Annotated in this window: 10 protein-coding genes; 2 read left to right on the top strand and 8 right to left on the bottom strand. The window is 39.4% G+C overall.

Features of this window, described 5'->3' with window-relative positions; all coding sequences use genetic code 11:
* Nucleotides 1-82: 82 nt before the first annotated feature.
* Nucleotides 83-508 carry a DUF3995 domain-containing protein gene (locus AY601_RS09595; protein WP_068399829.1) on the bottom strand — a complete coding sequence of 142 codons (426 nt, stop codon included), beginning with the start codon at nucleotides 506-508 and terminating at the stop codon, nucleotides 83-85.
* A 225-nt stretch (nucleotides 509-733) separates the two neighbouring features.
* Here AY601_RS09595 and AY601_RS09600 point away from each other — a divergent pair, with 225 nt between their 5' ends.
* Complete coding sequence (locus AY601_RS09600; protein ID WP_068399832.1) at nucleotides 734-1384, top strand: response regulator transcription factor; 651 nt, start codon at nucleotides 734-736, stop codon at nucleotides 1382-1384.
* Between the two features lie 55 nt (nucleotides 1385-1439).
* Here the strand turns inward: AY601_RS09600 and AY601_RS09605 are convergent, their stop codons facing one another.
* The 5 genes from AY601_RS09605 to AY601_RS09625 all read right to left on the bottom strand — a co-directional run bounded on the left by AY601_RS09605 (nucleotide 1440) and on the right by AY601_RS09625 (nucleotide 12541).
* Nucleotides 1440-2678, bottom strand: coding sequence for an MFS transporter (locus AY601_RS09605; protein ID WP_068399835.1), 1239 nt, complete (start codon nucleotides 2676-2678; stop codon nucleotides 1440-1442).
* Nucleotides 2679-2883: 205 nt separating this feature from the next.
* Complete coding sequence (locus tag AY601_RS09610; RefSeq protein WP_068399839.1) at nucleotides 2884-5562, bottom strand: TonB-dependent receptor; 2679 nt, start codon at nucleotides 5560-5562, stop codon at nucleotides 2884-2886.
* Nucleotide 5563: 1 nt separating this feature from the next.
* On the bottom strand, nucleotides 5564-6478 hold the full coding sequence (locus tag AY601_RS09615) for an SAM hydrolase/SAM-dependent halogenase family protein (RefSeq protein ID WP_068399842.1): 915 nt from the start codon (nucleotides 6476-6478) through the stop codon (nucleotides 5564-5566).
* Nucleotides 6479-6615: 137 nt separating this feature from the next.
* Nucleotides 6616-11085, bottom strand: coding sequence for a Pls/PosA family non-ribosomal peptide synthetase (locus AY601_RS09620; RefSeq protein ID WP_068399845.1), 4470 nt, complete (start codon nucleotides 11083-11085; stop codon nucleotides 6616-6618).
* 475 nt (nucleotides 11086-11560) lie between these two features.
* Entirely contained in the window at nucleotides 11561-12541 is a 981-nt protein-coding gene (locus AY601_RS09625; RefSeq protein ID WP_068399847.1) for a glycoside hydrolase family 43 protein, read from the bottom strand.
* Nucleotides 12542-12718: 177 nt separating this feature from the next.
* On the opposite strand from AY601_RS09625, the gene AY601_RS09630 reads away from it, so the two are divergent.
* Nucleotides 12719-13180, top strand: coding sequence for a VOC family protein (locus tag AY601_RS09630; RefSeq protein WP_068399850.1), 462 nt, complete (start codon nucleotides 12719-12721; stop codon nucleotides 13178-13180).
* Nucleotides 13181-13435: 255 nt separating this feature from the next.
* On the opposite strand, the gene AY601_RS09635 is transcribed toward AY601_RS09630, so the two are convergent.
* The gene (locus tag AY601_RS09635) at nucleotides 13436-13639 is read right to left on the bottom strand and encodes a hypothetical protein (RefSeq protein ID WP_068399852.1); all 204 of its coding nucleotides are present in this window, start codon (nucleotides 13637-13639) and stop codon (nucleotides 13436-13438) included.
* 195 nt (nucleotides 13640-13834) lie between these two features.
* Complete coding sequence (locus AY601_RS09640) at nucleotides 13835-14701, bottom strand: glycine betaine ABC transporter substrate-binding protein (RefSeq protein WP_068407378.1); 867 nt, start codon at nucleotides 14699-14701, stop codon at nucleotides 13835-13837.
* Between the last annotated feature and the right edge of the window lie 62 nt (nucleotides 14702-14763).

A 14763-nucleotide genomic window follows, 5' to 3' on the forward strand; every position in this document is an offset into this window, starting at 1 on the left:
TTTCATCCCCAATACGATTTAAGAACGCCATAAAGGTAGACAAATCTGGTTTCCTTTTTCAGCAGAACGAGATTTTATCCATTTAAAATCCTATAAAGATCAGCAGATGAGTGAGGAAAAAGAATAAACACAAAGGCGAGTAAAAGAAGCTATCGCGCCTTGCAAAATCTGATGTTTTATGTTTCTTCATCAATCCGACATAATTAAAATCACCTACTGCGCGTACAAGGAAGATCAGTCCGATGACAAGGATTCCATATTGGAGGAATAACGGGTTTAAAGGCAAAACAAGTAAATACTTAATACTGAGATTACACAGGGCAAAAATCAGCAATCCTATAGCCACAATCAGTGTAGAAAGAACGTCTGGAACAAATAATTTCTGACCCGATTTACCTGTAGGCACGACCACATCTTTTCCCCAGAATCCGCCAAATGCCCAATAAAAATGGAGCAATGCTAAAACGATAAAAATTATTGCGTTCCATAAAGCCAACAAATTAATCATACCCAAAACTACAATTTTTCAGGCATGGCCAAAGAAAATAAAAGTGTCTTATTCTGGTATTAGTTTACAGAATTAAAACTGCCCAACTACAGATTTCCAAACACGTGCTACTACGGTAGTCATAACGTAGTTCTACGTAAACCAGGATCAAAAATTTGATACTTTATCAGAATTGAATTACATTTATTTCTCAGGTTAGTATCAAACTATAATTCTCTCTCTCTTATGATACCGCTAAAAATAGCAATCGCTGACGATCATAAAATCTTCAGAAAAGGATTAACGGGCATAATCAATGATATTAAAGAATTCGATCTTGTTTTTGAGACAGGGAATAGTTTCGATATGCTCAATCAGCTTTCCTCTAAAAAGCCGGACGTCATCATCATAGCTATCAAATTGCCGGGCCTGGATGATTTGAAAATGCTTAATTACATTAAATCTAATTTTGAAGGGGTCAGGATACTGATGCTTTCCACCATTGATGAAGGTCCATATATCATCAAAGTAATGAAGGCGGGTGCAAATGGTTATCTATCAAAAGATTCAGAACCCGAAGAAATTATTATGGCTATTCATGAAGTATATGAAAAAGGCTTTTATTTCAATAAACACTTATCGATTACTTTAATCAAAGAACTATTGGTTCAGCCACCTGCAACAATTGGCAGTAAAGAAGCTATGCTGAATGACCGGGAAATTGATGTTTTGAAATTAATTTGTGAAGAAAGCACAAATGCAGAGATTGCAAATAAACTCTTCCTGAGTGTGCGGACTGTGGAGGGTTACCGGACTAAATTATTTGAAAAAATAGGCTCCAAAAAGATCGCCGGACTGGTAATTTATGCGGTAAAAAACGGGATCATCCACGTTTAAGAAGAAGATCCCGTTCGATTTTTTAACAAGATTTTTGCCAGTCACTATCTTTAGGCTATGTGGTCTGCGCTACTGGTTGATTTGCAGCTTTTTTGTTGATATTGGAAATAATCAGCATAATCACTACTGATAATGCAATCAGGATTAAGTAACTGTAGCTCAGATTTGTTTCATCTTTTGCTGGTACGACATTCACAATTCCATAACTTAAAAACGAAACAATTACATAAGTAATCCCACCGGTCAAACCACCTGCAATACCTGCATTCTTTGGAAACTTGCCTAAACAGAAGGTGAAATAATTATTAAAAGTATAACCTGCACCTACGTGAATGATAAAGGCAAAGAAGAGCATCGAGTATAAGTTGCTGACAAAGTTCAGGCTGATAATCATTACAGTTACAAAGGCAACCTGCAGTCCTACATTAACAGCCAGTCTTCTGAAAAAAGGTTTGTTAATAGTTGCTTTACCAATAAAGCCACCGACCATCCATGCAAAGCCCAGAAACAAGGAGCTATAGCCTGCAATAATAGGTGACAGCTGCAGATGATGTTCGATGATAAACGGCCCCGTCATGTTGTAAATCATCACCATACAATAAGCCAGACCAAGCATTACAATACCCAGTGAAAAGCTTGCCGTTTTCACCATCGTAGTATAGATATTCAAAATATTACGGAAACGGAATTCGGTAAAATGCACCAGACTTTCGCCACTATAAATCAGTTCCAGCATCAGCAAAACCAGTGCAAAACCTCCTAAAAAGTAAAAGTTAGATTCCCAACCAAAGGCTGCCTGTAAATAACCACCTATAAAAGGGGCTACAATCGGCCCTGTAGACCAGATGATAGAGAAAAGGCTTAAATAATGTTTGAGTTTATCTCCAGAAAACACATCGACAAAATAAGCACGTTTGGCCACGATAATAGCGCCAACAGTTAAGCCATGGATAATCCGCATCAGATAAATCAGGTAAATATTGTGTGTAGTTGCAATCGTAAAACTTGCGAGCGCAAAAATTACCAAAGAAATCAGGGAGATTTTATAACGTCCAAAACTATCCAGGACACTCCCGATAAAGAGTTGGGACACACCATAACTGATCAGAAAAATACTTAGCGTAAGCTGCACCTGGATACTGCTTACATTCATCTCCCCTGCCATAGTTGGCAAAGACGGAATATAAATATCAGTTGCAAAGCCAGATAGAGGCAATAGCGCAAAAGCTAACAAGGTGGCTATTCCCTGGTGTTGTTCTTTAATAGCTTTCGGTTTGGAGGTAATCGTTATCATAATGGCACAAAATTACCACTTTAGCAACTCCTTCAATTACAATAATCAAATAAATGATTACACAATTCAATGATGCTATATTAAATAAGCAGCGAAAACACTCTCCACATAGCTTGAAACAATAAAAACAGCTATTCGTTAACTTACAAATATTACACAATTCAAACAAAAACAGGCTTAAGGCAGATAACCTTAAGCCTGTTGCTTATCTTTTTTTATTTGGTAAATCTAATGTCGCCCGCAGGAAATAATAACTTCCAAGAGTTCCCATTTGTACTGAAGCATATTTAAATACACCAAAATAACTGTTGGCATAAATTTGCTGATCAGGAAAGATATCAAAAAGGTTATTAGCACCGATAGTAAAAGTAATTGGTTTTACAGCATAACTTAAAGATAGATCCGTCACTACTTTTCCACTGTGAATTTGTTCTTCTCCATAAGGGAAGCTATTTCTGGCTACTTTTCCAAAATAAACGTTACGCAGCAATAAACTGAAATTCTTATACCCGTAATTCAGGGCCAGGTTAGTTTTTACCCCTGGCGTCCCTTCTGTAATCAAAGTTCTGTCATTGGGTGAGAAAAAGATATCCTCCTGCCCTTTTAGCTGGCCGGGAATATGCAGATCGCCAATAATTTTATTCCTGTTGAAATTAAATCCTAAGGAAGCACCATAGGTATGGTTTGCTGATTTGATATTGTAATCCGCAACCACATCTACACCAATAGTCCTGGTATCAATTGCATTGCTGAAGAAGCGTGCAGAAGATACACCATAAGAATTAAGAATACTTTGAACTTGTGGGACAGGGTCACCAAATGCATCATATCCAAAACTTCCAGTCAATACAATCCTGTTTTTAATAGCAGTGAGGTAACCATCTACCGAAATGTTAAAATTAGCAAATGGCTGGGCGGTAAAACCAAGACTATAATTCATGGAGGTTTCCTGCTTTAATTCAGGAATCCCCAACGCTTTTGCTACAGGGCTGTTATTGATAAAAAAACCTGATTGTCCAAGGGTATTGTCCGGTAGAATGTCTGTACTTACCGCACTAAAATATTGCTGATGCAAGGATGGTGCTCTGAACCCATTACTGATCGCTCCTCTGATATTAAATTTAGAGGTGATTTTATAACGGGTTGCAAATTTACCACTCACTGTAGAACCAAAATCACTGTAATGTTCAAATCTTGCTGCACCACTGATCAACCATTTTGAAGTCACATCCAGTTCTGCATCTGCATATAAACCCGTATTGCTCCTGTTTTTATGCACTACGTTACCAGGAGAAAAGCCATTGAATGATTGTGACCCTCCTGCTAATCCTGAAGGGTTGGAGACTGTACCGTCAGGATTTGTAATCAAAGCATAGTTTTTCCAGGAAGCCTCCTCACCTGCCCGGATCTGATAATCGTCCACTCTGAATTCTGCTCCAAAAGCAAGGTTCAAGCCTGAAGCGACATCAAGTTTACGGCTAAAATCGACGTTGGTCGTATTTTGCAGAAATTCATGTCCTCCTGCTTTAAAACTGGTTGGAGATTTATCTTGTAAGGATGCATTCACGGTATTGTTCACCTCATAGTCAAATCTGTTATCACCCAAAGTATTGCTCAGGTCAGCATTCCAGTTTCCCAGTTTCTGTTTAAATCCAAAAGCTAAAGATCTGTCGTTGATCTTTGAGGTGGTATTGGGCTGATAACCGTCAGGAAAAATACTATAGACATTAGCTGAAGGATTATTCGGTAATCTGCGAAAGCCAAAGCCCTCTCCGGTTCTGTAATTATAACCTCCAAAAGCATAGAACTCAGTCTTTCCATTTTTAAATGGCACTCCAAGGTTAAAAAAGGCAGACAGGTTCTGAATCTTAGCATCTCCGATCTGGAAATTAAAATCGTCTCTGGTCAAGCCTCTTGCTTTTAGTTGTGCATCATCATAAGCACGCGTTGGATTAGCAGACTGGTCAAAGATAATCAGGTCATTGTTCTGATCACGTGTAGTTTTACCCCGGTAAGCACCTTCAGCAGTCAAGTTTAAATAACCACCATTTTTGCCAAGAGCAGTTCCATAATTCAGATTGAGCTGCCCAACCTGGCCATCACCTCTGGAAGTGATCCCTCCAGTAGCTGCAACCATTAATTTATCGGTATTCTGTTTCAAAACAATATTAACAACACCTGCAATTGCATCTGAACCATACTGTGCAGAAGCACCATCCCTCAAAACTTCAATTCTTTCAATTGCCGAGGCCGGAATAGCGTTCATATCTGTACCTACAGAGCCATTACCCATCGTTCCCTGGTTATTGACCAAAGAAGTAGTATGCCGGCGTTTTCCATTAATAAGTACGAGTAACTGATCCGGTCCTAAGCCACGGATACTGGCAGGATCGATGTGTTCACTACCATCAGAAGAAGATTGGCGATTAGAATTGAAAGAAGGTGAGGCATATTGCAACAGCTGATTTAAATCATTCTGCGGGGCCATCATTTGTAATTTTGGAATATTGAATACATCTACAGGAACTGCGGTATTCAATCTTGTTCTGCCTGTACTGCGTGTACCAACTAAAACAACTTCATCCAGTACCGCTTCGTCTGCTTGCAAGCTAATGGCATAGTGGTTTGCAGTGGTCAGCTTTTGTTTAAAAAGTTTATAGCCTACAAAGTTGACCCCGATGAGTTGTGCCTGGGCAGTCGCAGTTATTTTAAACGCTCCTGTCTGATCGCTGCTGGTTTGTTTACCATCGGGCGATATAACAACTGTTGCACCAGGCAACGGGTTGTTATGCTGGTCCGTGATCCGGCCGGTTATCGTCCTGATTTGCGAGAAGGCAGTAGTTGAAATCAGTAAAAAAAGGAAAGCGTAAATTAATCTCCTCATCTTATTTACCCTTCCTTAAAGTCACTTCCACGCTCCATTCATTGCCACTGGCAATGTGATGCACTGCGGCAAAGTTAGCTTGGTTTAAAGCGAAAGATAGTTGTAACAGACTATTCAGGTAACTTAAAGGCTTACCTTCGGCAACAGCACCAAAAGTCTGACTATAAGGCGCATCTCCTTCATAAACCTTCTTTCCTTTGTGAAAAATCTGCAAGTGAAGCAGGTCTCCGTATTGCGGATTAAGTTGTTTAACAAGGCCTGCGGGAATGTCTGTCCAGATATTCCCGAATTGTACGTCAAGGATAGCAATGCTTCCCTTAAGTTTTCCATTTTCCAGGGTCGCTTTCTGATAAGGGATTTCTACAACTTGTTTTGGAAGTTCATTTCCAACCTGATCATAGGTGATTGCACCTGAAGCTAATCTTGCACCTGTAAAAGCGTAAACGTCACGACCGTGGAAGGTATAGGATTTCTCCGAATCTTTACGTCTGTTTTTAACTTCATTGATTTCACGGACTTCTTCGATCCCCAGCGATTGCGCCACTAAGGTCAGTGTACCATTGTCTGGTGTCACGATAAATTGTCCTGTTTTAGTTTTAAGCACCACAGATTTGCGGGCAGTTCCCACGCCAGGATCTACTACAGAAACGAATACTGTTCCGGCTGGATAATAAGGTACAGTCTGGACTAAACGGTAAGCGGCTTCCCAGATATTATAGGCAGGGATTTCATGGGTCAGGTCGAATATTTTAAGTTCTGGCGAAACACCAGCGGCCACCCCTTTCATTGCAGAAACTGCACCGTCTTTTAAGCCAAAGTCTGATTGAAAAACAAGAATCTTGTTTTGGGCTGTGGCCAGGTTGGTAATAAAGAATAGAAAAATTAAGGTAATACGCTGTTTTAAGTTTATAATCATCGGATCTTGGTTAAAGTCTACAAATTTAGTAGATAAAACCAGAGTTACAACAACTAAACCTATATAATCCAGGTTTATTTCACCTTGTTATTTTTCTATTCTACTTTTTCACCTCCCTATTTATCTATCCTACTGAATTACTTCACAAATTTGGCTGGTGAACCTGCCCATTGTGTCTGTTTTGGGATCGTTTCGCCTTTCATAACTAAGGATAAGGCTTGCAGCGTAGCACCTTCTTCGATCGTAGAATCGTAGAGTACTACACTCATTGCTCCTACATTACAATTATCACCAATATGCAAATGCGCCATTTTCATGACACGGTCTTCAAATAAGTGAGTTTGTATAGTACACATATGGTTAATGGCTACATGGTCACCTATATGCACCAGATCAAACTCTGTGATTTCACTTGTATCCATATAAACATCTTTTCCAATATCACAACCCATCATCCTGAAAAATATTGGTGCAAACGGTGTTCCCAGTAGTGTGTTGACTAATAAAGGATAAACCATATTTTCACACAGGGAGTTAACGAGTTCATTTTTCCAGACAAACATACTCCATAAAGGTTGGTTGGAAGGTTTATAAGTTCCGATCAGCACCTTTTTAAACAAGACAGTAATTAAAGCAGCCACACCAATCAAAGCCAACAATAAAAATGGGGCCAGACTCAAGGTATAAATGATATGTCTGCTGGAATGATCATAATAGTTATCAATTAAATGATAGAATAACAAAAGGATCACCGAAGTAATGGCATAAGGCAATGTAATCTTGAAAAGTTCAATCACACCACGCTGAAAGTATAATTTATTGGTCGGCCTGAAGGTCAGGTCATCCGCAAACTTCACACTCTCCTGTCTTTTAGGTAAATACATAGGTGGTGCACCAAGCCATGACGAGTCATTGATATATTTTCGTTCAATATTTGATGGCGGGGTAGACAATACGCCGATCAGGCAATTGCTGCCAATCGTATCCCCTGCTGAAATCACCGCGCTGTTGCCAATAAAGGTTTTATTCCCGATCGTAATCTGACGCAAATACATTGTACCCTGGTGTACTTCCGGAGAACCTAAACTGACAGAATCGGCCAGAAAGCTTCCTGCACCTATTTTCACCAGGTCAGTTGTGATTTGATTTACAGTTGATATTTCCGTCGCTTTACCGATACGCGTGCCCATCAGTCTTAACCACGAAGACAGGTATATAGTGGCATAAACAGACCTGAAATAGGTTAAGCTCATGTTCATGAGGGAATCTACTGCCCATTTCCGGATATACTTAAAACTGTACATACTAAATGCTTCTTCTTTGAGCTTACCTATAATAAGCCATTTGAACAGCGCTACCGAAGCACAGTAAATGATAATATACATAGCCGAAATTGGAATAGAAAGTACCATTGCCCAGCCTAGTCCAAAAGACAAGATCACTTCGTAATAGATCACGATAAAAGGAATACTTAATCCGAAAGGAAAGACAAAGACAAAACCTAATGTTAAAGCCAGCACGGCCACATATAACGCAAAATTCATGGGTTTGTTCTGCCCAGTGAAATTGATAGCCGGCGCCGCTTTGTTTGGCCCGATATGCACTGCAGGTGTTCCTTTCCAGTAAGCTCCGGCAGGAATCGTAGTATTTGGCTGAAGCTGCGACAGCTCTCCTATTCCAGAGCCGTTTTCCATCACTGCACCTGGAGAAATCACCGAACGCGTACCTACAAAGCAGTTTTCCCCAATAGTTAAACTGCCGATGACCAGCGCACCGTCTTCAATTTTATAACCGAGTAAATGTGATTCTTTGGAAATGCTGGAACCATCTCCGATAGTCAATAAATCGAATACCCGGATTCTGTCTGAGCCAAGGAATACACGTTTTCCTATTTTTGCGCCCATCAGGCTGAAATACCATTTTAGAAATGGTGTTCCGCTTAAAATGCCAATCGGACTCAGGTCAATCAGTTTCTTTACAATCCAGAAACGCAGATAATACCAACCCCAAAGTGGATATCTCCCTGCTTTGAATTTACCAATCAGTACCCATTTCGCTACAATGGAAAGGATAATGATAGAAAAGAATAAAGCAGAAAAACCAGTAACACCATAAACCAACAGGTCATATACCTTGGTCGATGAGCCGAAATGGCGGATCACAAAGGGTGCCATCAACCCTGCGGAGCCAATCATAAAAAAGATGAATACACTGATTAATTGCAAGAACGAGGTTAAGGCCTTCATACCTGCTGCTACTTTTAACCTGACAGTGGGTACAGCTTTTTCTTTTGGCAAGTTTTCGTTATCATCTGCAATAGAACTGATTTTCGCCGCAAGTTTTTCTAAAGTACGGCAGGTATAAATATCCTGTACAGAAATTTGTGCCGCAGCACCTGTCTTCCTTAATTCTGAAACCATCATCGAAGCGACCAGTGAATGTCCGCCCAAATCAAAGAAGTCATCGATCACGGAAACTTCTTGTGGTTCAAAGTATTTTTTCCAGACATCCAGCAGCATCGTTTCTGTTGGGGTACGGGCGGCTACAAGTTTGCGTCCTTCTGCTTTATATTTTTTAACAGGCTGAGGTAAGACCTTACGGTCTACTTTACCGCTGGCCAGCAGTGGAAAAGCATCCATTATTACAAATACTGCAGGCACCATATAAGGTGCTAACCTGGATTTCAGTTGTGTTTTACAGCCTTCTTCGTTAAAGGTATCTGCCTCCCCTTTCAGGATCAGGTAAGCGACCAGTCTTTGTACTTTCTGCTCGTCTTCTTTAACAGTAACAACTGCATTTTTAATGCTTTCAATTTGCAGCAATTGCGATTCTATTTCTGAAAGCTCTATTCTATAACCCCGGAGTTTGACCTGAAGATCTATCCGTCCTAAAAATTCAATATTCCCTTGTTCGTTGAAACGGGCAAGATCACCACTGCGGTATAAGCAGGGTGGTATGTTAGCTGAAAGCGGAAAAGCTGGCTGGATGAATTTTTCTGCGGTAAGTTCCGGCTGATGCAAATAACCGATAGCCAGCCCTGGCCCACCAATACAAAGTTCACCAGGTACGCCAATGGGTACTGGTAAATGTTGTTCATCCAGGATATAGGTCGAATAGTTAACTGCGGGTTTCCCGATTGTTATTTTACGTAAAGGATCAAAATCGGCATAGGTAGCAATGACTGTTGCTTCTGTTGGCCCGTAAGTATTTACAATTCTCAGGCCGCTGCTATGCCATGGCAGTAATAGTTCGTGCGGACAATTTTCGCCACCAAGTATCAACAAACGCAGTGACGGCAAAGGGTATTGCATCATCGAAAGCATGGTCGGCACAGTAGACAGCACAGTCAGCTGATGGGTTGCAATATAGTCACTCAAATCTGATCCGGAGTGCATCACGGCTTCTGAAACAGGAAATAACGTCGCTCCTGATCTGAAAGCCAGCCAGATTTCCTCTAAAGAGGCATCAAAGGCTACAGAGAAAACTTGCGCAACTTTATCCAGTGAGTTCAATTCAAATAAACGGTCTTCGCCTTTAACCAGGTTACTGATGGCTGCATGAGCTATAATTACGCCTTTAGGACGTCCTGTTGAGCCGGAGGTATAGATCATATAGGCCGGATCGGCTACTGTAATTGCTATTTCCGGAGCTTGAGTATTATGGTTTTGGCGAATGTCAAATGAACTGCCATCAACGATGATCACTTCGCACGAAAGTTTGAAACTGGCAGAGCAGGCTTCATCACTTAACAAAAATTTAGCGCCGCAGTCTTCCAGAATAAAACTAACTCTGTCTTCGGGATAACCAATATCCAGCGGAACATAAGCCGCTCCTGCTTTAAGAATGGCAAGCATAGAAAGATAAACTTCCGGGGAGCGTTTAAGTAGAATCCCAACAAAATCACCTTGCTTTATCCCTTTTGCAATCAGGCGGTCGGCCAGTTCATTTGCGGCCAGGTTTAATTCCTGATAGCTTACTTGTCTGCTTGCTGAATGAACTGCCTTGTTTTGAGGAAAAGTTAATGCAGTGCGTTCAAATATAGCGTGTAATAATTCGGGTGTTCCAACTGTATTATCGATCAGACCGGTGTTAAAAACGGCGAGTTGTTCCAGCTCATCTTCGTCCATAAAGGAGAGTTTGGAGATTTGTATCGCCGGATTTTCTGCTACCTGTTGTAATACATTCAGAAAGTGGTTGTGTGCTTGTTTAAAAACGGCTGCGTAAAATGCAGTGTCTTTGCAACTGAATACTGAGCCAGCCACATCACCATCTTCTATACGGATAATACATTTATAGTCATGGGCCTGATCGTCACTTTTCCAGATAATCACTAAAAAGAAGTCATCAGTAAACTTGCTATCCAGGGTATCGATGCTACTAGAAATACGATCGCTTAAGGTACTGAAAGTCAATGAGCTCTCTAATGGATATTGAAATCCAATTGCACTTTCTATGGTTCCGTTTTGCCCTTTTTCCTGAATGCCCAGTTCAATTTTTACTACATCGTTCAGATAGGCCTGATATTTATTCAACAGCACATAAACAACTCCTGTAACAGCACTTAATAAGTTTAAAGTTTGTTTAGAAGGCCCGGTTAATTCATTCATTTGTGTAGCAGCGTATTTAAAATTCTTAGCAAAAATCAGTCTGTAATCCCTATCGATATGGGATGTACAACTTAGTTGTTTTTTCTGTTATCCCATAACCCTATTGTTATTAAATAGGATTTAAATCAATCAGGACATTATTGTTTGCTTTTATAGTTTACAAAAACCAGTCCTAAAGCATTATTATTAAAGTGTTCAATTTATCCTTTATACAATATCATTCCTTTTTGCGCTCTTATCATTTCTTCCTTTTGCGCTGTTATAATTTATTCCTTTTGCGCTATTATACACTTCTCTTCTGGTTCTCTTTGTGCTACTGATCCGGTACGCTTTGAATAGCCGATCCGGCAGACTGCTCTTTAAGTGCTTCAACAGGCTGCCCTATTTGCTAAAACACGAACAAAACGCCATTATCTGACTTTAGTTGTAACAGTTCACAGAATAATTGTCGTTTTATTTGATTGGGTTGCTGTTATCATTTGATCGGATTACTTTTTACCCCCTCAAATGTAATCTGCACTGGCTTAATCAATCCATCGGCATCAAATTCCATTTTATCGATACAGGTTACCCGGTGGTTTCCATTGGTTTCATTTAATGGTCTTCTATGGTAAACAATATAATAATCACCAGTTTGAGGATGTTTGATAATAGAGTGATGGCCTGCACCAGTGGCAACTTTTGGATCTTGTTTAAGTATTTTATCTACTCTTTTGAACGGGCCCATTGGTGAATCGGCGATAGCATAGGCTACGGAATAGTCAGGACCTGTCCATCCCCCTTCTGACCACATAAAGTAATATTTTCCGTTTCTGATAAACATATAAGGGCCTTCCACATAACCTTTAGGAGTAATTTCTTTGAATAACTTGCCATCTTCAAATGGAACAAACCCCGTAAAGTCGGGTTTCATTTTCCCAATATTACAATGTCCCCAGCCACCGTATATCAAATAATACTGACCGTCTTTATCTTTAAATATAAACTGATCTATAGGCTGGGCTCCGTTATAAAATTTATCAATTAAGGGTTTTCCCAGATAATCTTTAAAAGGGCCTTCAGGCCTATCGGACACACCTATCCCTATTCCTCCTGTTTCCTGATCACTTTGTATATCATTTGCACCAAAAAAGAGATAGTATTTATTGTCTTTTTTAGTGATAGAGGGTGCCCATACTGCTTTTTTTGCCCATTTAAAATCGGCAGTATCCAGCACATGGTCATGTTTTTTCCAGGTTACAAGATCTGAAGATGAAAAAGCATCCATAAATACTTGCTCTTCATATTTAGCAGAGTAAGTTGGATATACCCAGAATTTGTTATCAAAAACTATGGCTTCAGGGTCTGCATACCAACCTTGGAAAATCGGATTACCAGAGGTTTTAACTGGTTTTTTCTGCGCAAAAAGGCAAGTTCCGAATGCTGAACAAGCGAAAAGGATCAAAATACGTTTCATGGTTTTGGTTATTAGTTTAGGCTATACAGGTACAAATCCCCCCTTTAAATGTCTGTTTTCCCCCTTCATTAAATCAAATTACAAAGGTATATTTAAACTTTAAACGGGCTTGGATACGACTATCCCTAAGGTATGGGTAAATAAATTAAAATTAATTAACCACCAAATATATTACGTATGAAAAAGATAACCCCATTTTTATGGTTCGATAACAATCTGGAAGAGGCGATTCATTTTTACACTTCCATCTTTAAAAATTCAGTGATCCAAAACATTTCTTATTATGGAGAAGGAGGCCCGATGCCAAAGGGTTCAGTCATGTCTGCTTCTTTTCACCTGGATGGGCAGGATTTCCTGGGGATGAACGGAGGCCCTATGTTTTCTTTTACCCCGGCAATTTCTATGTTTGTGAACTGTCATTCACAAGAAGAAATTGATGAGTTCTGGGAAAAGTTAGCTCAAGGAGGAGAAAAATCAAGATGTGGCTGGCTTAAAGATAAGTTTGGGTTATCATGGCAGGTTGTCCCTGCTGATTTAAGCAGATTGTTAAATCACAATGATCCTGAAAAGGCTGCCAGGGTGATGAGTGCAATGATGAAAATGGATAAGCTTGATATAAAGACGTTGAAAGACGCTTAAAAGGCAGTATAAAGATAGCTGTGTAAATGAAATGTGGGGTTAGGGTATCAGACCTTAACCCTTTGTTCAAAAATCTACACAGAGCGCTGACCAGTATTAATTTATTTATGTTATCTGGTTTTAACCATAAATCTACATCGCCAGTGCTTCTTGCGTAGCCATGAAATATTACAGAATAACCACCAATTACAATAAAATCTACGTTCCTTAATAAAAGCTCCTTTAATAAGTCTTGATGCTTTTCTATGAACAAATTCATCCGGAAGTAATTATTCTAATTTTACCTGTAGCAGTTCTGTTCTTTAGATCTTCTCTACTTACTTGATGTACACGTAAAATAAGTTCAACTGTTTGCCTTAAACGATCAATAGGTGATTGGTTGATAATATTCTGAATTTCACTTTTCTTAGCCTCTTCAAATGAGTTGAAGATTCGTATCCTGTCTTTTACCTTATTCATCACAATATCATTTAGTACTTGAATCAAATGTAAATATATCTATATAAACATAAAAAAGCGACAGGTCGTGGTGGACTCAGCTAAGAAAACAGAAAAGGCTATATGCTCCTTGATCAAGGGACATATAGCCTTTTGAAATTAATGGCACTTATTAGTAATAGGACCATAGAAATTATAGTACCAGAGAACTGTTTACTATTTTACAGATTCAGTCTTTAAAAAAGAACTCATTCTGAGCGCAAATTCTGTATTAGCTGCCAACCATTTCTCAATCGCTGCTTTATCATCATCAGTTCCTGTTAGCGCTGCCATTAGTGAGCCTAATTGGGTATCATCTAACTGGAAGTTTCTGAAAAAAGAAATAACCTGAGGATTTGATTTCACAAAATCTTTATTCGCAACAGTTTGTAAAGTTTCAACTTTTCCGAAAACGCCTTTAGGATCAGCCAGAAATTTCAGTTTATAAGTACTAAAAATATAGTGCGGAGACCAGCCTGTAATTACTACTGGCTTTTTGGCATCAATACTTTTCTTCAGAATAGCCAGCATAGCCGCTTCACTTGCCGATTGCAATTCAAACTTTAATTTATAGTCTTTAATGGCAGCCTCTGCTTTATTCATAATTCCCGCACCTGCATCAATTCCAGTAATTTTACCTTCAAAAAGTGCAGCATTTGCATTCAATTCTTCGATACTGTTTACTTTTACATAATCAGGAACAACTAAACCGATACGTGCATTTGCATAATTGGTACCCAAAACTTCTAGTTTTGCACCAAACTTATCCATGTATTCTTTATGGGTAACTGGCATCCAGGCATCCATAAAGACATCTGCATCCCCTCCTGCTACTGCCGCAAAAATTGGGGCAACATCTGCATTTTTCAGTTCTACAGTATAACCTTCTTTCTCCAGTAATACTTTTGATAACTGCGTCATGGCCACACCTTCTGCCCAGTTTACATAACCTATAGTTACCTTTTTATTGTTCGCAGCGCCTCCACAAGAGTAAAGTGTGGTTGCTGTCAGTGCTATTAATAATCCGCTAATTACTTTCTTCATTTGAATAGATTTAATTTTTTGATTCAATATCATTTAATACTTTTTGAGTGCGATTTATACCT

Source organism: Pedobacter cryoconitis, assembly GCF_001590605.1.
GTDB lineage: Bacteria > Bacteroidota > Bacteroidia > Sphingobacteriales > Sphingobacteriaceae > Pedobacter > Pedobacter cryoconitis_A.